17 protein-coding genes are annotated in these 21,249 nt (G+C 73.7%); 9 read left to right on the forward strand and 8 right to left on the reverse strand.

Annotated features, from left to right (window positions below; genetic code table 11):
* The first annotated feature begins 19 nt into the window (after positions 1–19).
* Together ABT026_RS24080 and ABT026_RS24085 are read left to right on the forward strand one after the other, a co-directional pair.
* A complete protein-coding gene (locus ABT026_RS24080; protein WP_351117215.1) occupies positions 20–1,459 on the forward strand; it encodes a gamma-aminobutyraldehyde dehydrogenase in 1,440 nt (479 codons plus the stop codon).
* A gap of 150 nt (positions 1,460–1,609) precedes the next feature.
* On the forward strand, positions 1,610–2,197 hold the full coding sequence (locus tag ABT026_RS24085) for a hypothetical protein (protein ID WP_351117216.1): 588 nt from the start codon (positions 1,610–1,612) through the stop codon (positions 2,195–2,197).
* On the opposite strand, the gene ABT026_RS24090 is transcribed toward ABT026_RS24085, so the two are convergent.
* The 4 genes from ABT026_RS24090 to ybiA form a co-directional block, all read right to left on the reverse strand.
* Complete coding sequence (locus ABT026_RS24090) at positions 2,187–3,446, reverse strand: serine hydrolase domain-containing protein (RefSeq protein ID WP_351117217.1); 1,260 nt, start codon at positions 3,444–3,446, stop codon at positions 2,187–2,189. The two genes, ABT026_RS24085 and ABT026_RS24090, sit on opposite strands and share 11 nt — an antisense overlap.
* Positions 3,447–3,597: 151 nt before the next feature.
* Positions 3,598–4,362 carry a glycerophosphodiester phosphodiesterase gene (locus ABT026_RS24095; RefSeq protein ID WP_351117218.1) on the reverse strand — a complete coding sequence of 255 codons (765 nt, stop codon included), beginning with the start codon at positions 4,360–4,362 and terminating at the stop codon, positions 3,598–3,600.
* On the reverse strand, positions 4,347–5,423 hold the full coding sequence (locus ABT026_RS24100) for an adenosine deaminase (RefSeq protein WP_351117219.1): 1,077 nt from the start codon (positions 5,421–5,423) through the stop codon (positions 4,347–4,349). Before ABT026_RS24100 ends, ABT026_RS24095 begins: the two co-directional genes overlap by 16 nt.
* 118 nt (positions 5,424–5,541) lie before the next feature.
* Positions 5,542–6,057 carry a riboflavin biosynthesis intermediates N-glycosidase gene (gene ybiA, locus ABT026_RS24105; protein ID WP_351117277.1) on the reverse strand — a complete coding sequence of 172 codons (516 nt, stop codon included), beginning with the start codon at positions 6,055–6,057 and terminating at the stop codon, positions 5,542–5,544.
* Positions 6,058–6,413: 356 nt separating this feature from the next.
* Between ybiA and ABT026_RS24110 the strand changes: the two genes are divergently transcribed.
* The 6 genes from ABT026_RS24110 to ABT026_RS24135 all read left to right on the forward strand — a co-directional run bounded on the left by ABT026_RS24110 (position 6,414) and on the right by ABT026_RS24135 (position 12,648).
* On the forward strand, positions 6,414–7,628 hold the full coding sequence (locus ABT026_RS24110) for an ABC transporter substrate-binding protein (protein ID WP_351117220.1): 1,215 nt from the start codon (positions 6,414–6,416) through the stop codon (positions 7,626–7,628).
* Between the two features lie 5 nt (positions 7,629–7,633).
* Positions 7,634–8,839 (forward strand): ABC transporter ATP-binding protein, encoded by a 1,206-nt coding sequence (locus ABT026_RS24115; RefSeq protein WP_351117221.1) that lies wholly within the window; start codon positions 7,634–7,636, stop codon positions 8,837–8,839.
* Positions 8,836–9,777 carry an ABC transporter permease gene (locus ABT026_RS24120; RefSeq protein WP_351117222.1) on the forward strand — a complete coding sequence of 314 codons (942 nt, stop codon included), beginning with the start codon at positions 8,836–8,838 and terminating at the stop codon, positions 9,775–9,777. Before ABT026_RS24115 ends, ABT026_RS24120 begins: the two co-directional genes overlap by 4 nt.
* On the forward strand, positions 9,777–10,598 hold the full coding sequence (locus tag ABT026_RS24125; protein ID WP_351117223.1) for an ABC transporter permease: 822 nt from the start codon (positions 9,777–9,779) through the stop codon (positions 10,596–10,598). Before ABT026_RS24120 ends, ABT026_RS24125 begins: the two co-directional genes overlap by 1 nt.
* A gap of 30 nt (positions 10,599–10,628) precedes the next feature.
* Entirely contained in the window at positions 10,629–12,047 is a 1,419-nt protein-coding gene (locus tag ABT026_RS24130; protein ID WP_351117224.1) for an NAD(P)/FAD-dependent oxidoreductase, read from the forward strand.
* A 136-nt stretch (positions 12,048–12,183) separates the two neighbouring features.
* Positions 12,184–12,648, forward strand: a complete 465-nt coding sequence (locus tag ABT026_RS24135; protein WP_351117225.1) for a hypothetical protein — start codon at positions 12,184–12,186, stop codon at positions 12,646–12,648.
* A gap of 72 nt (positions 12,649–12,720) precedes the next feature.
* Here the strand turns inward: ABT026_RS24135 and ABT026_RS24140 are convergent, their stop codons facing one another.
* The 3 genes from ABT026_RS24140 to ABT026_RS24150 form a co-directional block, all read right to left on the reverse strand.
* The gene (locus ABT026_RS24140) at positions 12,721–13,389 is read right to left on the reverse strand and encodes a phosphatase PAP2 family protein (protein ID WP_351117226.1); all 669 of its coding nucleotides are present in this window, start codon (positions 13,387–13,389) and stop codon (positions 12,721–12,723) included.
* 415 nt (positions 13,390–13,804) lie between these two features.
* A complete protein-coding gene (gene gabT, locus ABT026_RS24145; protein ID WP_351117227.1) occupies positions 13,805–15,145 on the reverse strand; it encodes a 4-aminobutyrate--2-oxoglutarate transaminase in 1,341 nt (446 codons plus the stop codon).
* Positions 15,146–15,322: 177 nt separating this feature from the next.
* Positions 15,323–17,047, reverse strand: a complete 1,725-nt coding sequence (locus tag ABT026_RS24150; RefSeq protein ID WP_351117228.1) for a PucR family transcriptional regulator — start codon at positions 17,045–17,047, stop codon at positions 15,323–15,325.
* 392 nt (positions 17,048–17,439) lie between these two features.
* On the opposite strand from ABT026_RS24150, the gene ABT026_RS24155 reads away from it, so the two are divergent.
* The gene (locus ABT026_RS24155) at positions 17,440–18,972 is read left to right on the forward strand and encodes an MFS transporter (protein WP_351117278.1); all 1,533 of its coding nucleotides are present in this window, start codon (positions 17,440–17,442) and stop codon (positions 18,970–18,972) included.
* Positions 18,973–19,056: 84 nt separating this feature from the next.
* Here ABT026_RS24155 and ABT026_RS24160 read toward each other — a convergent pair whose 3' ends face one another.
* Positions 19,057–21,150 (reverse strand): type IV secretory system conjugative DNA transfer family protein, encoded by a 2,094-nt coding sequence (locus ABT026_RS24160; protein WP_351117229.1) that lies wholly within the window; start codon positions 21,148–21,150, stop codon positions 19,057–19,059.
* Positions 21,151–21,249: the final 99 nt, after the last annotated feature.

The raw sequence follows: 21,249 nt of genomic DNA on the forward strand, positions 1-21,249 counted from the left end.
ATCGATCAGGAGGCCGGCAGTGACCACCGAACTGCGTCGTCTGCGCAACTACATCGACGGTGAGTTCCGGGACGCCGCCGACGGGCGCACCACCGAGGTGATCGACCCGACGACGGGCGAGCCCTACGCCACCGCCCCGCTGTCCGCGCAGTCCGACGTCGACGCGGCCATGTCCGCGGCCGCCGCGGCCTTCCCGGCCTGGCGCGACACCACGCCCGCCGAGCGTCAGAAGGCCCTCCTGAAGATCGCCGACGCGGTGGAGGAGCGGGCCGAGGAACTCATCGCGGCCGAGGTGAGGAACACCGGCAAGCCGGTCGGTCTCACCCGCAGCGAGGAGATCCCGCCGATGGTGGACCAGATCCGCTTCTTCGCGGGCGCCGCGCGGATGCTCGAGGGTCGTTCGGCCGGCGAGTACATGGAGGGCCTGACCTCCATCGTCCGCCGCGAGCCGGTCGGCGTCTGCGCGCAGGTCGCGCCGTGGAACTACCCGATGATGATGGCCGTCTGGAAGTTCGCCCCGGCGATCGCCGCGGGCAACACGGTGGTCCTCAAGCCGTCGGACACCACGCCGGAGTCGACCGTGCTGCTCGCCGAGATCCTCGGCGGCATCCTGCCCAAGGGCGTCTTCAACGTCGTCTGCGGCGACCGCGAGACCGGGCGCATGATGGTCGAGCACCGGACCCCGGCGATGGCCTCCATCACCGGCTCGGTGCGCGCAGGCACGCAGGTCGCGGGCTCCGCCGCCAAGGACCTCAAGCGGGTCCACCTCGAGCTCGGCGGCAAGGCGCCGGTCGTCGTCTTCGAGGACGTGGACATCGAGAAGGCCGTCTCCGCCATCGCCGAGGCCGGCTACTTCAACGCCGGACAGGACTGCACCGCCGCCACCCGTGTGCTGGTCCACGAGTCGGTGCACGACGAGTTCGTCTCCGCCCTCGCCAAGACGGCGGCCGGCACGAAGACCGGGCAGCCGGACGACGAGGACGTGCTCTACGGGCCGCTGAACAACGCCAACCAGCTCGCCCAGGTCGCCGGTTTCATCGACCGCCTCCCGGCGCACGCCAAGGTCGAGGCCGGCGGCCACGGGGTCGGCGACAAGGGCTACTTCTACGCCCCGACCGTCGTCTCCGGCCTGCGGCAGGACGACGAGATCATCCAGAACGAGGTCTTCGGCCCGGTCATCACCGTCCAGTCCTTCGCCGACGAGGCGCAGGCGCTGGAGTACGCCAACGGCGTCGACTACGCCCTGGCCTCCTCGGTGTGGACCCGCGACCACGCCCGCGCGATGCGGATGTCCCGGTCGATGGACTTCGGCTGCGTGTGGATCAACACCCACATCCCGCTGGTCGCCGAGATGCCGCACGGCGGGTTCAAGAAGTCCGGCTACGGCAAGGACCTTTCCGGCTACGGCTTCGAGGACTACACGCGCATCAAGCACGTGATGACCTCGCTGGAGGGCTGACGGCAGCGGCGTACCCCGCGACGACGACGGGGCCCCGGGCGGTGATCGAACCGCCCGGGGCCCCGTTCGCGTGTGCGCGCACGGCACGTGCCCGCAGGGACGGCCGAAACCGTATTTGAACGCGTTCAAAGATGGCGTACGCTGCTCGGTGTGGATGACGGAGCCGCCCTGCTGAGGGGCATTCGGTGCTGGTTGCTGTTCCTCGTGGTGTGCCTGGTGCTGAGCGGCGCCACCGCCTTCCCGCTGGTGCACGAACTGCGCTGGACGCAGGAGGTGCTGGAGGCGCTGCCGACGCCCGACGGTCTGATGGAGTGGATCACCCGGGTACGCCGGGGGCTGGACGAGGCGGACGCCTCGTACCCGTTCCTGCTGTACGGCACGGACTGGCTGGCGTTCGCCCACCTGGTGATCGCGGTGGCCTTCTGGGGGCCCTACCGGGACCCGGTGCGCAACATCTGGGTGATCGAGTTCGGGATGATCGCCTGCGCCGGCGTCGTCCCGCTGGCGCTGATCTGCGGGCCGATCCGCGGCATCCCGGTCTTCTGGACGCTGATCGACATCTCCTTCGGCGTCTTCGGGGTGATCCCGCTGCTCGTCCTGCGCCGGCGGATCAAGCGACTCGAGGCACTGACCGCCGAGGCCGCCGAGGCGGTCAAGAGTGCCGAGGCCGCCCCGGCCGCCCGGGCCGACGCCGCGGCTGCGGGGCCGGCGGCCGGGGCGGGCGCGGTCAGCGGTTGAAGGCGGGGAAGGCGAACCGCTGGGCGATGGCGTTGCCGTCGCCCCGGGCGTCGGTGGAGTTGACCGAGTAGACCACGGTGCGGGACAGGTCCCGGGTGGCCGCGATCACCGTGTGGTAGCCGGGGCGGGAGCCCGTCTTGCCCCAGATCTCCAGGCCGGCGGGGTTCACGAAACGCTCCAGACCCAGGCCGATGGTCGCGTCCTCGCCCGTGTCGTAGTCCTTGACCTCCGGCACCTCGAACATCTGGTCCAGGTAGGGCCTGGGGACGACCTTGCCGCGGAAGAGGGAGACCAGCAGGGTCTCCAGGTCGGCGGTGGAGGAGATCAGGTCGCCGGCCGCGAAACGGTCCGTCATGTTCCAGTCGGTGACGTCCGTGAGGCGGCCGCCGATCTTCTCGTAGCCGCGGTTGTGCGGTCCGTGGATCCGCGGGTCGCCGTTCACCGGGAAGTAGCTGTCGCGCATGCCCAGCGGACGGAAGACGCGGACCTGGGCCTGGTGGGCGAGCGTGTCGCCGGTGACCTTCTCGATCATCAGGCCGAGGACGACGTAGTGGATGTTCGAGTAGCGCTGCACCGTGCCGGGGGTGGCGCCGGGGCCCGCCGCGATCGACCCGGCGACCACCTCCCGCGGGGTCATGGTCTCGAAGCGGTGCTCCCACATGTCCTCGGTGGTGTCGCCGAAGGAGGCGCCGGGCTTCAGGCCGCTGGTGTGGTTCAGCAGCTGGCGGACGGTCATCGGCGCGAAGCTGTCGGGGAAGAGGCCCGGCAGGTAGCGCTGCACCGGCCGGTCGAGGCCGATCCGGCCCTCGGCGGCGAGCTGGAGCACCATCGAGGCGGTGACGATCTTGGTGGTGGAACCGGCCCGGAACCGGGCGTGCCGCAGGGCGGGGGCGCCGGTGTCCAGGTCGCGCACGCCGGCCGTGCCGAGCCAGGCGCCGTGGCCGCCGACGCGGATCTGGGCGGCGGTCGCCTCGTCGTCGGGCAGCGCGGAGATCGCCTCGCAGAGGGCGTCGGCGTCGGGCCCGGCCGCGAGGGTGACGCAGGAGACGGGCGGCCGTGGGGCGGCCGTCGCGGCGCCGGCCGGCAGCGCGAGGGCGCCGATCCCCAGGGCCAGCGCGGCGGCGACGGCGGTGACGGCCGTGCCGCGGGTGCGGCGCGCGGTACGCGACGTGCCCGCGGCGGGAGAGGCCGGGCGGGCGGTGCGGGTGGTGCCGTTGGTGCGTGGGGAGCGGGCGGTGCTGCGGGGCATGCGGTCTCCTCGGGATGACGGGGCGCCTTTCCGGCACGGTCATCCTGCGGGCGGCGGCCACCGGGGCGGATCATCGCCGAGGAGGGGCGCGACCCTGTAACTGCCCTCAGCCCAGGGGCACTTCACGCCCGGGCGCAGCCGGGGACCACCCCTAGGGGGCCTCGCCCGCGCCGCCCGCGTCGCGCGTTCCGCCCGCGTCCCCCGCGCCGCCCGACGCCCGGACCCCCGCGTCGCGCAGCCGCGTCAGCACGTCGATCCGGTTGGTGGTGACCGCGTCCACGCCCGCCGCGATCAGCCGCCGCATGGTGCGGCCGGTGTCCGCGGTCCACGCCTGGACCAGGTGACCGTCGGCGTGCGCTCGCCGCACCAGGTCCCCGGAGAGCAGACCGAACCGGTAGTTGAGCCACCGCGGCCGGAGGGCCGCCAGCAGACCGGGGCGCGGCGGGGCGGCCGTCGTCCAGGTCAGGGCGAGCTCGGCCGCCGGGTCGGCGGACCGCACCGCCAGCAGCGTCGCCGCCGCACCCGACCAGTACACGCGCTCCCTCGCCCCGCCCTCCGACACGGTCCCGAGCACACGCCGCACGGCGGCCGGCGTCCCCACGGCGTCGTACGGCAGGTCCAGCAGCAGCCGGTGGCCCGCCGTGGCCTCCAGCGCCTCGGCCAGTGTGGGCACGCCGCCGCCGGTGAGCTCGTGGACGTCCGCCGAGGTGAGCGAGGCCACGGGGAGGTCCTGACCCCACAGCCGCTTCAGCGTGCGGTCGTGCAGCAGCACCGGGACGCCGTCACGGGTGAGACGGACGTCCACCTCCACCGCGTCCGCGCCCCGCCGGACGGCGGAGCGCAGGGAGGCCACGGTGTTCTCGCGGTGCCGGTAGGGGTCGCCGCGGTGGGCGACCGCGGTCAGGGGGCGAGCCATGCCGCCGTGTACGCGTCGATCTCGGTGACGATCCGGGCCTTGCCGGCCGCGTCGAGGAAGGACGCCTCCACCGCGTTCTTCGCCAGGTCGGCCAGACCCCGCTCGTCGAGGTCCAGCAGCCGGGCGGCGACCGCGTACTCGTTGTTCAGGTCGGTGCCGAACATCGGCGGGTCGTCGGAGTTGACCGTGACCAGCACGCCGGCCTTCACGAACTCCCTGATCGGGTGCTCGTCCAGGGTGCGCACGGCACGGGTGGCGATGTTGGAGGTCGGGCAGACCTCCAGCGCGATCCGGTGCTCCGCCAGGTGCTCGAGGAGTCGCGGGTCCTGGGCGGAGCTGGTGCCGTGACCGATGCGCTCGGCGCCCAGCTCGCGCAGCGCGTCCCACACGGTCCCGGGCCCGGTGGTCTCGCCGGCGTGCGGGACGGAGTGCAGCCCGGCCGCGCGGGCGCGGTCGAAGTACGGCTTGAACTGCGGCCGGGGCACCCCTATCTCCGGGCCGCCCAGACCGAAGGAGATCAGGCCCTCGGGGCGCAGCGCGTCGTCCGTGGCGAGCCGCACGGTCTCCTCCGCGGACTCCAGGCCGGCCTCGCCCGGGATGTCGAAGCACCAGCGCAGCACGGTGCCGAAGTCGGCCTCCGCGGACCTGCGGGCGTCCTCTATGGCCTCCATGAAGGCCTTCTCGTCCATGCCGCGGCGGACCGACGAGTACGGGGTGACGGTCAGCTCGGCGTAGCGCACCTGCTGGCGGGCCATGTCGCGGGCGACCTCGTAGGTCAGCAGCCGGACGTCCTCCGGGGTGCGGACCAGGTCGACCACCGACAGGTACACCTGGATGAAGTGGGCGAAATCCGTGAACGTGAAGTAGTCGGCCAGCGCCTCTGGATCCGTGGGGACCTTCGAGTCCGGGTGACGGGCGGCCAGCTCCGCGACGATCCGCGGGGAGGCCGAGCCGACGTGGTGCACGTGCAGCTCGGCCTTGGGCAGACCCGCGACGAAGGCGTGGAGGTCGCGGGGAACCCCGGCGTCGAGGGTGCGGGGGACGGCGGGCTGGTCGGTCATGCGGGGGTCCTTCCTGGGGGTCACGACATCGTAGGCCGAGCGTTCCGGGCCCCGTGCCCGCCGCCCCCGGACCGAAGCACCGCGGTGCCGGCCGCCGCGCCCACCGCCGGGTCGCCCCTCAGCCCGCCAGCCGCTCCCGGGCCTCCATCAGGGCGAAGCCCAGAAGGTTCAGCCCCCGCCACCGGGCGGGGTCCGAGGCCCCGTCGTCCCGCGCCGCCAGGCCCGTGCCCCAGACGCGGTCGAGCGGGCTGGACTCCACCAGGACGCGGTCGCCCGTGCCCAGCAGGAACGCCCGCAGCTCCGGGTGCGCGGCGAACTTGTGCACGCTGCCCTCGACGACGATGCCGAAGCGCTCCCGCTCCCACACCGCCTCGTCGAAGTCGCGGACCGTTCGTCCGATATTCTTCGCCCGGGCCGGGCCGTCGGCCTCGAGTATCCGGTTCTCGGCCTCCGCGTCGCCGAACAGGCGGGCCTTGGCGGCCATCATCCAGTGCTCGGCCGTCCCGTACCGCCTGCCGTCCACGGTGAACGGGGACGGCCACCACTGGCTCAGGCAGCCGGCGCCCACGCCGCCGTCGCTCTGCGGCCGGTGGCCCCAGAAATGCAGGAACTTGACCCTGGTCCCCGAGCTCATCAGCCGGGCCAGGTCCTCACGACTGCGCACCTGGTTCGCTCGCCTGTCCGTCACCCTCGCACTCTCGCACGCGGTGCCGACGACGCGCCCCCGGGTTTTCCGCACGACCCGCGCGTGGTCGACAGATTCCGTTGATTAATCAAATGGCAACAACGGAATCCCTTGTTGGAGCCCCGCCGCTCTGTCAGGATCGGCACCCAGCCTGGCCCCGCCGGTCCTCGCGGACCACGTCGCGGCGCCCCCGGCCGCCACCCCCCCGGGCGGCCGGACGCCGCAAGGCCGTCGCCCTCCGGCGGCGGACCGCCTCCCTCCCGTCGACACCACCCGAAAGGGCATCCCGAAAGGGCACCTCGCGCATGGAGCAGTACCAGCCCGACCGCCTCCCCCCGGCCCGCAGGGCCGCCCTCAGCCGCCGCTCCCTGCTGCGCGCGTCGGCGGGCGGCGTGCTCGCGGCCGGAGGCGCCGGCGCGCTGAGCGCGTGCGGCATCCCGCCGGCCGGGAGCACCCAGGGTGCGGCCGCCGCCGACGACCACTCGGCGAAGGAGAAGACCGTCAGCTTCTCCAACTGGACCGAGTACATGGACGTCGACGAGAGCGAGAAACGCCACCCCACCCTGGAGGCGTTCACCGCGCGGACCGGCGTCAAGGTCAGGTACAGCGAGGACATCAACGACAACAACGAGTTCTTCGCCAAGATCAAGCCGCAGCTGGCCGCCGGGCAGGACACCGGCCGCGACCTGATCTGCGTGACCGACTGGCTGGCCGCCCGCATGATCCGCCTCGGCTGGGTGCAGAAGCTCGACGCCTCCAACCTGCCGACCGCGTACGCCAACCTCTCCGCCCAGTTCCGCTCCCCGGACTGGGACCCCGGCCGCGCCTACTCGTATCCGTGGACCGGCATCTCCACCGTCATCGCCTACAACAAGAAGGCGCTGGACGGCGTCGAGGTGCGGTCGGTGTCGGACCTGCTGGACAACCCGAAGCTCAAGGGACGCGTCGGCCTCCTCACCGAGATGCGCGACACCATGGGCATGACGCTGCTGGACATGGGCAAGGACCCCGGCGACTTCACCGACGACGACTACGACGCGGCGGTGGCCCGTCTCCAGAAGGCCGTCGACAAGGGGCAGATCCGCCGCTTCACCGGCAACGACTACACCGCCGACCTCACCAGCGGGGACTTCGCCGCCTGCGTCGCCTGGGCCGGCGACGTCGTGCAGCTCAAGGCCGACAGCCCCGAGATCGACTTCGTCGTCCCGGACAGCGGCTACCTGACCTCCACCGACAACCTGCTGGTGCCGGCCAGGGCCCGCCACAAGACCAACGCCGAGCGGCTGATCGACCACTTCTACCAGCCGGCCATGGCGGCGCAGCTCGCCGCGTACATCAACTACGTCTGCCCGGTCGACGGCGTCAAGGACGAGCTCGCCAAGATCGACGCCGACGCCGCCGCGAACCCGCTGATCCTCCCCGACCGGGACATGGCCGCGAAGTCACGGGCGTTCCGCTCCCTGACCGACAAGGAAGAGACGGCCTACGAGGCCAAGTTCGCGAAGCTGACGGGCGCGTGAAAGGCATGACCGAGATGACCGGCACCACCTCCGGCGGCGACGTCCGCCTCAGCGGCATCAGCCGCGTCTACGGCGACTTCACCGCCGTCCACCCCCTCGACCTGACCGTCCCCGAGGGCTCCTTCTTCGCCCTGCTCGGCGCCTCCGGCTGCGGCAAGACCACCACCCTGCGGATGATCGCCGGACTGGAGGAGCCCAGCACCGGCACCGTCCACCTCGGCGACCAGGACGTCACCCGGCTGCCCCCGTACAAGCGGCCGGTCAACACCGTCTTCCAGTCCTACGCCCTCTTCCCGCACCTGGACGTCTTCGAGAACGTCGCCTTCGGCCTGCGCCGGCGCGGGGTGCGCTCGGTGAAGCAGCAGGTGGGGGAGATGCTCGACCTGGTGCAGCTCGGCGAGTTCGCCCGCCGCAAGCCGCACCAGCTCTCCGGCGGCCAGCAGCAGCGCGTCGCGGTGGCCCGCGCCCTGATCAACCACCCCAGGGTGCTGCTGCTCGACGAGCCGCTCGGCGCCCTCGACCTCAAGCTGCGACGGCAGATGCAGCTGGAGCTCAAGCGCATCCAGACCGAGGTCGGCATCACCTTCATCCACGTCACGCACGACCAGGAGGAGGCCATGACGATGGCCGACACCGTCGCCGTGATGAACGGCGGCCGGGTCGAACAGCTCGGCGCCCCCGCCGACCTCTACGAGAACCCGGCCACCACCTTCGTCGCCAACTTCCTCGGCACCTCCAACCTGATCGAGGCCGAGGTCCTCTCCACGGCCAAGGACGAGATCCTGGTCCGCGCGGGCGGCGACACCCTGGGCGTGCCCGCCGAACGCTGCCCCGTCCCCGCGGGCGCCGGAACGCGGCTGCTGGTGGGCGTGCGCCCGGAGAAGGCGGCGCTCACCCACGCCGACGAGGCAGACCGGATACCCGCCGGCCGCAACCAGGTCACCGGCGTCGTCACCGAGGCGAGCTTCCTCGGCGTCTCCACCCAGTACCTGGTGAACAGCCCGGCCGGCCTCGGCCTCGCGGTCTACGCGCAGAACGTCGACCGTGACCCCCGCCTCGCGCCCGGCGCCGAGGTGGTCCTGCACTGGAGCCGCGCCCACACCTTCGCGCTGGACGCCGCCCAGGACATCGAGGCCGGGACCGAGACCCTCGAGACCGCGGACATGTCCGGCACGGTCGCCGCGACGCCCGGGAAGGGGGACGCCGGATGACCTCCACCACGCTCGCCGAGTCCGCCCCGCCCCCCGCTCCGGCCGGCGCCGGAAAGCCCGCCCGGCCGCCGCGCCGCCGCGGCCGGACCGTCCCCTACCTGCTGCTCCTGCCCGGCATGCTGTGGCTGCTGGTCTTCTTCGCCCTGCCGGTGATCTACCAGGCGTCCACCTCGGTGCAGACCGGGTCGCTGGAGGCCGGCTACCAGGTGACCTGGCACTTCGCCACGTACGCCGACGCGGTCGCCGAGTACTGGCCGCAGTTCCTGCGCTCGGTCCTCTACGCGGGCACCGCCACCGTGCTGTGCCTGCTCCTCGGCTACCCGCTGGCCTACCTGATCGCCTTCCGCGCCGGACGGTGGCGCAACCTGATCATGATCCTGGTGATCGCGCCGTTCTTCACCAGCTTCCTGATCCGCACCCTGGCGTGGAAGACGATCCTCGCCGACGGGGGAGTGGTCGTCGACGCGCTCAACACCCTGCACGTCCTCGACGTGACCAGCTGGCTCGGCCTGACCGCGGGCGACCGCGTCCTGGCGACACCCCTGGCGGTGGTCTGCGGCCTGACCTACAACTTCCTGCCCTTCATGGTCCTGCCGCTGTACACCTCGCTGGAGCGCATCGACCCGCGCCTGCACGAGGCGGCCGCCGACCTCTACGCCCGCCCCGCCACCGTCTTCCGCAAGGTCACCCTGCCGCTGTCCATGCCGGGCGTGGTGGCCGGGACGCTTCTGACCTTCATCCCGGCGGGCGGCGACTACGTCAACGCCGACCTGCTGGGCTCCACCGACACCCGCATGATCGGCAACGTCATCCAGACGCAGTTCCTGCGCGTCCTGGACTACCCGACGGCCGCGGCGCTCTCCTTCATCCTGATGGCCGTGATCCTGGTGGCCGTCAGCGTCCACATCCGCCGCTCCGGGACGGAGGATCTCGTCTGATGGCCCTTGTCACCTGGATCCGGCGGCGTCTGGTCGTCGTGTTCGGCCTGCTGACCCTCGCGTACCTGCTGCTGCCCAACGTCGTCGTGACCGTCTTCTCGTTCAACGACCCGGTCGGCCGCTTCAACTACTCCTGGCACACGTTCTCCACCGACGCCTGGAGCGACCCGTGCGGGGTCTCCGGCCTCTGCGGATCGCTGGCGCTCAGCCTCCAGCTCGCCCTGTGGGCCACCCTGGCGGCCACCGTGCTGGGCACCATGATCGCCTTCGCCCTGGCCCGCTACCGCTTCCGCGGGCGCGGCGCGGTCAACTCGCTGATCTTCCTTCCGATGGCGATGCCCGAGGTCGTGATGGCCGCCTCGCTGCTCACCCTGTTCCTCAACATGGGCGCGCGGCTGGGCTTCTGGACGGTGCTGATCGCCCACATCATGTTCTGCCTCAGCTTCGTCGTCACCGCCGTCAAGGCGCGCGTGATGTCGATGGACCCCCGCCTGGAGCAGGCCGCGCAGGACCTCTACGCCGGACCGGCGCAGACCTTCCTGCGGGTCACCCTGCCCATCGCCTGGCCCGGCATCGCGGCCGGCGCGCTCCTCGCCTTCGCGCTCTCCTTCGACGACTTCATCATCACCAACTTCACCGCGGGTTCCACGGTCACCTTCCCCATGTACGTCTGGGGATCGGCGCAGCGCGGAACCCCGGTGCAGATCAACGTCGTCGGCACGGCCATGTTCCTGGTCGCCGTGCTGGTCGTCGTGATCTCCATGGCCGTGGGCAACGGCCGGCGGCGCATGGAGAAGAGAAACACGCGCAACAAGGCGTAATCCGACAGATCCTGTGGGGAGTTGAGATTCATGGCCCCTGGAGCCATGAACCGTTGGACCAAGTCTCTCGCCGAGGCCCGGCCGGCCGCGTACTGGCTGGAGGACCCGGGCCGTCCCCGCCCCGAGCCCGCCCTCACCGCCGCCGCCACCTGCGACCTGCTGGTGGTCGGCGGCGGGTACAGCGGCCTGTGGACGGCCCTGCTCGCCAAGGAACGCGACCCCGGCCGCGACGTGCTGCTCCTCGAGGGCAAGGAGATCGGCTGGGCCGCCTCCGGGCGCAACGGCGGCTTCTGCGCCGCCTCCCTCACCCACGGGCTCGCCAACGGACTCTCCCGGTGGCCCGGCGAGATCCGCACCCTGGAGGAGATGGGCGCCCGCAACCTCGACGCCATCGAGGACACCGTCGCCCGGTACGGCATCGACTGCGAGTTCGAGCGCACCGGCGAGATCGACCTCGCCACCGAACCGCACCAGATCGGCGAACTGCGCGAGCTGTACCGGACGATGGAGGAGCACGGGCTCGCGGACCACGTCGACCTCCTCGACGCGGACGGGGTGCGTGCCCACGTCGACTCCCCGACCTTCCTCGGAGGCATTTACGACCGCCGGGGCGTCGCCCTGGTCCATCCGGCCAAGCTGGCCTGGGGACTCAAGCAGGCCTGCCTGCGGCTGGGCGTGAGGATCCACGAGCACAGCCCCGCGCTGTCCGTGCGCCGGCAGGGCGCCGGGGTGCACGTGCCCACGCCCTACGGGTCGGTCCGGGCCGGCAAGGTGGCTCTGGCCACCAACGTCTTCCCCAGCCTGCTGCGCCGGGTGCGGCCCTACACCGTGCCGGTGTACGACTACGCCCTGGTCACCGAACCGCTGCCGCAGGACCTGATGGCCTCGGTGGGATGGCGGGGGAGACAGGGGCTGGCGGACCTCGCCAACCAGTTCCACTACTTCCGCCTCACCGCCGACCACCGGATCCTGTGGGGCGGTTACGACGCGGTGTACCGCTACGGCGGGCAGGTGCGGGCCGAGTACGACAACCGGCCCGAGACCTTCGCCGCGCTCGCCGAGCAGTTCTTCACCTGCTTCCCGCAGCTGGAGGGCGTGCGGTTCACCCACGCCTGGGGAGGCGCCATCGACACCTGTTCGCGGTTCGCGCCCTTCTTCGGCACCGCGCACGGCGGACGGGTGGGCTACTCCGTCGGCTACACGGGGCTGGGCGTGGGAGCCACCCGGTTCGGCGCGCAGGTCGTGCTCGACCTGCTCGACGGCGAGGAGACCGAGCGGACCGCTCTGGAGATGGTGCGCTCCAAGCCCCTGCCGTTCCCGCCCGAGCCGTTCGCCTGGACCGGCATCGCGCTCACCCGCTGGTCGCTGGCCCGGGCCGACGTCAACGGCGGCCGGCGCAACGTGTGGCTGCGGGCGCTGGACCGGGTGGGCCTCGGCTTCGACAGCTGAGGATCCCTTCAGGTTGCTCACCCGAACGGGTGAGTCCGTCGAAGTCGCGTAATGACCGGGACACAACCTCCTCTCTCCCACGGACAGTGCGCGCGGCCGGACGGCGGCCCGCCGGGAGCGAGGAGGTGGTCCGCGGATGAACGGGACGGCTGCGGTGAGGCGGGCGGTCGAGTGGCTGGCGTCGGTCGCCCCGGACCCGGCGGCCTGCCGCGCGGAATGGGGGCAACGGGCCGACGGCGTGGCCCTGCTGCCGGCCGGCAAGGCCTGGGACGTGCTGATACTGCCGGGCGAACTCGGTCACGCCACGCTGGCGGTGCTGCGGCGGTGCCTGGACCGGATGGGGCCGGTGCTCGCCGGGTTCGACGACCACCGCCTGGGGTTCTTCGTCCCGCCGGGCACCGCCGGGCGGTGGCTCGGCACCGGGGTGCGGGCGGCCGGGCGCGGCACCTGGGTGGTCGTGCCCCACCCCGGGCGCAGGTGGGGGAGGGCCGGGGGCCGCATGCGGTGGGTGGTCCCGCCCGACGGGACGGGGCTCCTGACGGACCCCGTGCTGCTGGAGATCGCGATGCACGAGGCGGTGGCCGGCCTCAACGGCACCTGACGCCCCCGGGCGGCGCGGGCTTCACGCCGTCCTGGCGCGGGCCTCGCCTCGTCCGGGGCGGCGTCCGCGACGTCAGGGGGCGGCCTCCGCGTCACGCGGGGCGGCCGGGCCGCCGGTGCGCGCGGTGAGGACGGCGCCGCCGGCGGTGAGGCTGCCCATCACGTCCAGCGGCCAGTGGTAGCCGTGCCGCACGAGCCCCACGGCCGTGCCCGCGACCAGCGTCGCCCACAGCAGGACCACGGCGAGCCGCGCCGCCCGCCGCCGCAGCCAGGGCAGGAGCAGCAGCGCCGCGACGCCGTAGAGGACGACCGCCGTGGCCGTGTGACCCGAGGGGTAGAAACCCGTCTCCGGGGCCATCGGCGGCGGCCCCGGCCGGGCGATCAGCGCCTGCAGCGGCGCCACCACCAGCGGGACGGCCACCGCCGCTCCCGCCGCCACGGCCGGCGGCGTCCACCACCGTGCCCGCCCCGCCCGGCGGCCCCGCAGCGCGGCCCAGCCCGCCGCGGCCGCCAGCACCGGCAGGGCCACCTCCGCGTTGCCCAGGTCCGCGAGGAACGCCGAGAGCCCGTCCCGCTCGATCAGCGCCCGGCCCAGCCGCTCGTCGGCCCGGGCCAGCGGACCCTCCGAGGCGACCTGCCAGGTCAGCACGGTGAACAGCAGGCCCAGCAGCCAGGGCAGCGCACACCGCGCCGATCGGCGCGGGCGGGGCGGGGCGGCGGGACGGGAGGAGGTGATCGGCACGCCCCCCAGGGTGCCTGACGTGACGCGTACGCCGGAACGCGCCCGGACATGCCGAAGGGCCGGCACAAGGGGGGGTGTGTGCCGGCCCTTCGGAGGACCGCCGTGAAGTGACGGTCCGGATCGGGTGCCGTACGCCCCGGGGGGTTTGGGGCGGACGGCCGTCCGATCGGTGAGGAGAACCCGGAGCGTCAGGTCTCCGGGTGTGCGCGAAGCACCGTCAGGCCGTGGCTGGGGAAACCTCGGCCCGGACCCCCGCGGCGGACCGCGGGTTCGGGGTGTCTCTCATCTGGGACGAACTTACGGCAGACCAGCAGGCCGGGACAGTCGTCGCCCCGTCCCGCCATCCACCCCGCACACGTTCTTCACAGGGTCTCCCGGGGCGGAGGCCCGGGCCCCATTTACCCCGCTGACCTTGTCAGACGGCGCCGAACGCCTGCTCCAGGACGTCCAGTCCCTCGTTCAGCAGTTCCTCACCGATGACCAGCGGCGGGAGGAAGCGGAGAACGTTGCCGTAGGTGCCGCAGGTGAGGACGAGCACGCCCTCGTTGTGGCAGGCCTTGGCGACGGCGGCGGCGAGCTGCGCGTCGGGCTCCTTGGTCGTGCGGTCCTTCACCAGCTCGATGGCGATCATGCCGCCGCGGCCGCGGATGTCGCCGATGGCGTCGAACTTCTCCGCCATCGCCGCGAGGCGGCCCTTCATGAGCTCCTCGATGTGCCGGGCACGGGCGTTGAGGTCGAGCTCCTTCATGGTCTCGATGGCGCCCAGCGCGGCGGCGCAGGCGACCGGGTTGCCGCCGTAGGTGCCGCCGAGGCCGCCCGCGTGCGCGGCGTCCATGATCTCCGCGCGGCCGGTGACCGCGGCCAGCGGCAGACCGCCGGCGATGCCCTTGGCGGTGGTGATCAGGTCCGGGACGATGCCCTCGTCCTCACAGGCGAACCACTGGCCGGTGCGGCAGAAGCCGGACTGGATCTCGTCCGCCACGAACACGATACCGTTCTCGGTGGCGAACTCGCGGATGGCCGGCAGGAAGCCCTTGGCCGGCTCGATGAAGCCGCCCTCGCCGAGCACCGGCTCGATGATGATCGCGGCCACGTTCTCGGCGCCGACCTGCTTGACGATCTGGTCGACCGCCTGGGCGGCGGCCTCCGGGCCGGCGTTCTCGGCCCCGGTCGGCCAGCGGTAGCCGTAGGCCACCGGCACCCGGTACACCTCGGGGGCGAACGGACCGAAGCCCTGCTTGTACGGCATGTTCTTCGCCGTCAGCGCCATGGTGAGGTTGGTGCGGCCGTGGTAGCCGTGGTCGAAGACCACGACCGCCTGGCGCTTGGTGTACGCGCGGGCGATCTTGACCGCGTTCTCCACGGCCTCGGCGCCGGAGTTGAACAGCGCGGACTTCTTGGCGTGGTCGCCCGGGGTCAGCTCGGCCAGCGCCTCGGCGACGGCGACGTAGCCCTCGTACGGGGTGACCATGAAGCAGGTGTGCGTGAAGTCGGCCAGCTGGGCGGAGGCCCGGCGGACCACGGCCTCGGCGGAGGCGCCGACCGTGGTGACGGCGATGCCGGAGCCGAAGTCGATGAAGCGGTTGCCGTCGACGTCCTCGATGACGCCGCCGTCCGCACGGGCGGCGAAGACCGGCAGGGTGGAGCCCACGCCCTGGGCGACCGCGGCGGCCCGGCGGGCCTGCAGCTCGATCGACTTCGGGCCGGGGACGGCGGTGACGAGCCGACGCTCCTGCGGCAGCGCGGATGCGGACATGGGGGGCTCCCTGGGGTCGAGCGGGCGGTCGGGGCGGGGGTCCTCGTCCGGCGCTCGCCGGGCGGACACTTCCCTCCTGTTCGCAGGCTAGGGCCAGGCGGGCGGGGCGAGCATGCTCCACGCAGGAGCGTTCGGCGCGTCGCGTTGTCCGGGATGGCGCAGTGCGGGCCGGTCCGGTCAGCTGTCCCCGGCGTCCGCGGAGTCCGCGGGGCGCCGGCCGGCTCCCCGGGAGGGTCCTGCGCCGTGGCCGTTTCCGTTCCCGTTGCCCGTGGCCTTGAGGGCGAGCCAGAGTTCCATGCGGACGTCCGGATCGTCGAGGGAGCGGCCCAGGATCTCCTCGACGCGGCGCATCCGGTACCGCAGGGTGTGCCGGTGGACGCCGAGGTCGGCGGCGGCCGCGTCCCACTGGCCGTGCCGGGACAGCCAGGCGCGCAGCGAGGCCACCAGGTCGCCGCGACCGGTGGCGTCGTGGTCCCGCAGCGCCCGCAGTTGGCCCTCGGCGAAGGCGCGGACGGCGTCGTCGGCGAGCAGCGGCAGCACCGAGCCGGCCGCCAGGTGCTCGTGCTCGACCAGGACCCGACCCCGCCGACGGGCCACCGCCAGCGCCTGGACGGCCTGCTTGTACGCCGAGGCCACACTGGTCGGCCCGGCCGGGGCGGACACGCCGACGGCCGCCGTGGGCCCGCCGCGCTCCGCCGCGCTCTCCAGGGCCGCCGCCTGCTCGGCGCAGGCGGCCAGCGCGGCGCCGCCGTCCGCGGCCAGCGCCACCAGCCGGCCCTGCTCCTCCTCCGGCACCACCAGCACCGGTTCGCCCGCCCAGGCGGCCGCCGCCTCCAGCGCGGTGGCCAGCTCCTCGCCCCGGTACTCCGCCACCACCACCCGGAACGGCGCGTCCAGCAGCCCGCCGTACAGGTCGCCCGCGACCGTCCGCGCGTGCTGCGCCTCGCCGGACAGCAGCATGTGCAGCACGGCGGCGCCGATGCGCTGCTCGGCCTCGTGCAGCGAGCGCGACCGCTCGGTGGTGAGGGTGAGCAGCGCGATCGCCGAGTGCACGGCGTACCGCTCGGCGGTGCCGAGGGGGGCCGCGGTGCCGACGGCGAGCGCGGACCGGGGGCGGCGGCCGGTGCCGAGGGTGTGCAGCTCGACCCGGTCCTCGCCGGTGTCGCGGGCCTGCTCGCGGTCCCCGTCCCGGGGCGGTTCCTCGTGCGCCGGACCGTCGCCGGCCGCCCCGACGCGCTCGGCCCCCTCGTCCGGGTCCCGCTGCCCGGCGATCACCGCGGTGGCGGGCGACTGGCGGTCGCGCAGGCGCTGCACGTCCGGGGTGAGACGCGCCGCGCGCCGCTCCGCCCAGTCGGGCGCCACCGCGACCACCGCTCCCGCGGCGTCGTACAGCGCGGCCCAGCCGTCCACCTGGGCGGCCAGCGCCGCCAGCACCCCCTCGGGCCCGTCGCCGAGCGCCCGTCGGGTCAGCTCGCGCTGCGCGGCGAAGCCCGCCGTCACCGCCCGGTACTGGTCCGCCGCGATGGCCGCGGAGACGGCCTTGCTGATCGCGAGGAAGGGCGTGCTGCGCGGCACCTCCAGGAGCGGGAGGCCGTGTTCGGCCGCGGCCGCCACCAGCGCCTCGGGCACCTTCTCGTAGTTGACGCCCACGCCGAAGCCGAGGCCGACGACCCCCGCGGCGGCGAGGCGGCGCACGTAACCGCCGGCCTCCGCCGGGTCCTCGGCGTCGACCTTCAGCGCGGTGGTGAGCAGGAGCTCCCCGCCCTCCATGTAGGGGACGGGGTCCGGCAGCTCGCTGACGTGCGCCCAGCGGACGGGGACGTCCAGCGGGGTGCCCTCACCGGCCCGGAGGGTCAGGTGCAGCGCGGAGTGGTGCAGCAGCGAGGCGAGGGTGGGCGGCATCGGTGTTCCTGACAGGCGGGGGTCCTTGGCCGGACTGGAGTGAACCCACCGGTGATTGTGCCGCACTGGCAGGCCGCGGCGGACGCGTTCCGCCCACGGCCGACGGCGGACGCGTTCCGCCCTCGGCCGTGCCGCCCCGTGGGAGCCGGGCGTGGCACCGGGGCCGGGACGGGCGTGGCGCCGGTGCCGCGGCGGGCGTGGCGCCGAGGCCGGGGCGGGCGTCGGGCGGGTGTCCCCCGGACGGTCCGCAGCGGTCGCCCGGGCAGCGGGCCGACCGTACTGTCGACCCGTACGGAGGGCCCGCCTTCGTCGTCGACGACAAGGCCGCCGACCTGCGCGAACCGGCCCCGGGCCGGTGCCCGCAGCGGAGGGAGCTGACAGTGTCACCGAGCTTGCGACGCCAGGGGCCGGACGCCGGCGGGACGACTCCGGAGAACGGCAGCAAGCAGGTCGCGCTCCTGGTGCTCGCCTCGCTCCAGCTGATGGTGGTGCTGGACATCACCATCGTCAACATCGCGCTGCCGCACATCCAGACGGCACTCGACTTCACCACGGCGAACCTCGCGTGGGTGATCAACGCCTACACCCTCACCTTCGGCGGGTTGCTCCTGCTGGGCGGCCGGTCCGGTGACATCCTCGGCCGCCGCAGGATGTTCCTGTTCGGCGTGTCGCTCTTCACCCTCGCGTCGCTGCTGTGCGGCGTCTCGCAGGCGCCCTGGCAGCTCCTGGCCGCCCGCGCCCTCCAGGGCATCGGCGGCGCCGTCGCCTCACCGACGGCGCTGGCGCTCATCGCCACCATTTTCGAGGAGGGACGCGAACGCAACCGGGCGTTCGCCGTGTTCGCGGGGGTGTCCGCGGGGGGCGGCGCGATCGGGCTCCTCGGTGGAGGCATCCTCGTCGAGTGGCTGACCTGGCGGTGGATCTTCTTCGTCAACGTGCCCATCGGCCTGCTCATCGTCCTCGCCACCCTGCGGTACATCCGGGAGTCGGAGCGCCGGCCGGGACGGTTCGACGCGGCGGGGGCCGTCACCTCGACGCTCGGCATGGTCGCCCTGGTGTACGGGTTCATCCGCGCGGGGGAGAAGCGGTGGTCCGACCCCCTCACCGTCACCGCCTTCGCCGTCGCGGTCGTCCTGCTGGGGACCTTCCTCCTCGTCGAGCGCACCTCACGGCAGCCGATCACGCCGCTGAAACTGTTCCGCGACCGGAACCGGGCCGGCACCTACGCGATCATGCTCTGCCTCGCGGCGGCGATGTTCGGCATGTTCTTCTTCCTGACCCTCTTCGTGCAGGACGTCCTGGGCTTCAGCCCGCTTCAGGCGGGCCTGGCCTTCCTGCCGGTGAGCGCCGTCATCGCGGTCAGCGCCGGAATCGCCTCCCAGCTGCTGCCGCGGACCGGCCCCAAGATCGTGATGGTGACCGGAGCCGTCCTCGCCGCGGCCGGCCTGGGATGGCTGTCGCGCCTGGACGTCACCAGCAGTTACGTCGGCGGCATCCTCGGGCCGATGCTCGTCTTCGGCTTCGGCATGGGCTTCGAGTTCGTCTCCCTCACGCTGATGGCCGTCTCCAACGTGGCCGAGAAGGAGTCGGGCGCCGCGTCCGGGGTGCTCAACGCCACCCAGCAGGTCGGAGGCTCCCTCGGCCTGTCCATCCTGGTGACCATCTTCAGCACCGGCAGCCGGAACAAGGCGGAGGACCTGGTCCGCTCGTTCCTCACCACCGCCACGCCGGAGGAACGGCGGCGCTTCCGGCAGACCGGCGCGTTGCCGCCCGAGCTGCGGGAACAGACGCTCGCCGCGGGCATCACCTCGGCGTTCGTCGCCGCCGCCCTGATGGCGGCGCTGGCGGCCCTGGTTGCGGTGCTGGTGATCCAGACGCGCGCCGCGGACCTGCACAGGTTCCAGGGCAAGGCGCCCGCCGCGTAACCGGACGCCCGCCGCACGGCCGGGGCGCACGTTCCCCCGCGTGGGCGCGGGCGCCCTGCCGCCGAGGGCCGCGCGCCCCCGTCGTCAGGCGCGCAGGTCGGTCAGCAGGGGCGGCGCGTGCTCGCCCGCGGCGGTGGTCAGGGAGACGACCGCGTGACCGGGCGGAACCCCGTGGGCCAGGTCGGAGGCCGACCACCGCTCACGCTCCACCTGCCGCACCGTCACCGCCCGCGCCGTAGGCGCCCGACCGGTGATCACCCGCCGCAGCGCGTGCACCGCCTTGCCGGCCGGCGTCTCGGCGACGATCTGCCGGTCGGTGACGTCGCGCGCCTCGGTCCACTCCTTTCCCCAGACCTCGGCGAAGTCCTGCCCGTCCCACGGGGTGAGCCCGGACAGCGCGACCCTGCACCCCACCGATCCCAGCAGCGGCCCCCGCAGCGTTCGCGGCAGGTCGTCCAGCGTGCGCAGCGTCAGCACCACGCCGGCGTTCACCGACCGCAGCCGTTGCACCGCCCGCACCGCCTCCGGCGTGACCACCCCGGCGGCCTCGTCGAGGACCAGGCAGGCGAAGAGCGACCGGTCCCGGCGCACCGCCACGCTCGCCGCGAACTGCGCGAGGACGAGCCGCGCCAGGATCCGCGCGGCCTCCGCGTGCCCGTGACGCGGCAGGTCGATGCGGACCCGCACCGGGTGGTCCAGCGCCCGCAGCGAGAACGGACGGGTGCGCCCCGTGGTGTCGAAGAAGGTCGCGAAGGCCGGCCGGTCCAGCAGCGCGATCCGGTCGGCGAGCAGCGGCGCCGCGTCCCCGTGCCGCCCCGCCTGCCGCTGCCGGGCGTCGAGTTCGCGCACCAGCGAGGCGTGCGCGGGATCCCGCGCCAGTGCCTCGCGCAGCGCCGCCAGCTGCTCGGGGTCGCCGTCCAGCAGCGCCCGCAGCTCCGGCACGGAAGGGAACCGGTCGTGGACGGCGCGGAACGGTCCGAGCAGCTGGGCCAGGACGGTGGCCGGCCGCCGCCCGCCCTCGCCGGAGCCCTGCGGATCGGCCACGTCCCCGGCCAGCGCCTCGGCCAGCACCGCCGCCGCCTCGTCCGGATCGGCGGTCCCGCCGTACAGGTCGAGGTCGTGCGGGGAGTCGGGGTCGCCGATCCGCACGACGACGTCGTAGGCGTCGCTCGCGCCCAGCCCGGCCCCGTCGGCGCCGACCACCACCACCGCGGCGCGGCCGGCCAGGGCGTGCAGGGTGAGTGACTCGGCCAGCGGGCGGACCAGGGCGGAGGTCTTGCCGGCCCCGGCCGGGCCCACCGCCACCAGCGAGGTGGCCAGCAGGTCGGGGGCGAGTGCCACCCCTGCGTCGCGGTAGGCGTACGGGTTGCGCGGGTCGTCGGCGGCGGCGCCCAGCCGCACCTGACCGGTCAGCAGGTCGTGGCGGGCGGTGCGCACCGGCAGGTCGCGGGCGCCGGACGGATGCGGGCAGGCCGCCGCGCCGTCCTTCAGCACGGCGTCCGCGAACGTGGTCAGCGGCAGCCGGCCGGCGCGCACGCTCTGCCAGGCGCGGGTGAGGCGGGCGTGGTCGATGTCCCGCATCAGCCCGGCCCGCGCGTCCGCCGCGAGCCGGTCCGCGGCGGCCAGGGCCTCCGGCGAGCCGGCGGCCCGCAGCTCCGGGAACCGCGCGGGGTCCTCGTCGGGGGAGCGGGGGACGACGGCTTCGGCGGGCCGGCGCGGGCGCCAGGCAGGCGGCCCGAACCGTCGCCACAGCTCCGCCCAGCGGCCCAGCCGGGCCACCGCCACCAAGATGACGCCGCCCACCAGCGCGTAGTAGGCGTAGACGACCACCACCGCGGCGACCGAGTGCGGCTCGGCCCAGGACTCGGGCACCATCGCCCACAGCGGCAGCAGCCACCAGCCGCCCAGGTAGCCGTTCCACAGCAGCGACCACACCAGCCAGCCCACCAGGAACGAGATCACCGCCCCGGTCACCAGCTGCCGGGCCGGGGTCACCTCCGGCTCCTCGTCCGGCCGCGGCCGGTGCCCGAACCGCCAGATGCCGGGAGCCGCCTGCGGACGCGGGGTGCGCAGCCAGTCCAGGAACGCCGCGCCGGCGGGCGCCGCCTCGACGGAGGGGGCGTGGCGAGGGCGTGGCGGGTGGACGGAGTGGGTGTCCGGCTTGCCGTCGGTGTCCATCGGGCCCCCAGGTGCGCTGCGTGACGTCACATGTACGGGGCCTCAATGTAGTGCGCCCGGGCCCGCCGCAGGGCTCCCGCGCGCGCAGCGGTGAGCACC

Origin of the sequence: Streptomyces sp. NPDC002734, from assembly GCF_040295685.1 — a bacterium.
GTDB lineage: Bacteria > Actinomycetota > Actinomycetes > Streptomycetales > Streptomycetaceae > Streptomyces.

Bases quoted from the DNA above. Each gene is read 5' to 3' on its own strand.
- ABT026_RS24115 (WP_351117221.1), top strand. From the start codon at position 7,634: ATGACCGAGATGACCGGCACCACCTCCGGCGGCGACGTCCGCCTCAGC.
- ABT026_RS24095 (WP_351117218.1), bottom strand. From the start codon at position 4,362: ATGGCTCGCCCCCTGACCGCGGTCGCCCACCGCGGCGACCCCTACCGG.
- ABT026_RS24120 (WP_351117222.1), top strand. From the start codon at position 8,836: ATGACCTCCACCACGCTCGCCGAGTCCGCCCCGCCCCCCGCTCCGGCC.
- ABT026_RS24125 (WP_351117223.1), top strand. From the start codon at position 9,777: ATGGCCCTTGTCACCTGGATCCGGCGGCGTCTGGTCGTCGTGTTCGGC.
- ABT026_RS24110 (WP_351117220.1), top strand. From the start codon at position 6,414: ATGGAGCAGTACCAGCCCGACCGCCTCCCCCCGGCCCGCAGGGCCGCC.
- ybiA (WP_351117277.1), bottom strand. From the start codon at position 6,057: ATGAGCTCGGGGACCAGGGTCAAGTTCCTGCATTTCTGGGGCCACCGG.
- ABT026_RS24100 (WP_351117219.1), bottom strand. From the start codon at position 5,423: ATGACCGACCAGCCCGCCGTCCCCCGCACCCTCGACGCCGGGGTTCCC.
- gabT (WP_351117227.1), bottom strand. From the start codon at position 15,145: ATGTCCGCATCCGCGCTGCCGCAGGAGCGTCGGCTCGTCACCGCCGTC.
- ABT026_RS24160 (WP_351117229.1), bottom strand. From the start codon at position 21,150: ATGGACACCGACGGCAAGCCGGACACCCACTCCGTCCACCCGCCACGC.
- ABT026_RS24130 (WP_351117224.1), top strand. From the start codon at position 10,629: ATGGCCCCTGGAGCCATGAACCGTTGGACCAAGTCTCTCGCCGAGGCC.
- ABT026_RS24090 (WP_351117217.1), bottom strand. From the start codon at position 3,446: ATGCCCCGCAGCACCGCCCGCTCCCCACGCACCAACGGCACCACCCGC.
- ABT026_RS24135 (WP_351117225.1), top strand. From the start codon at position 12,184: ATGAACGGGACGGCTGCGGTGAGGCGGGCGGTCGAGTGGCTGGCGTCG.
- ABT026_RS24150 (WP_351117228.1), bottom strand. From the start codon at position 17,047: ATGCCGCCCACCCTCGCCTCGCTGCTGCACCACTCCGCGCTGCACCTG.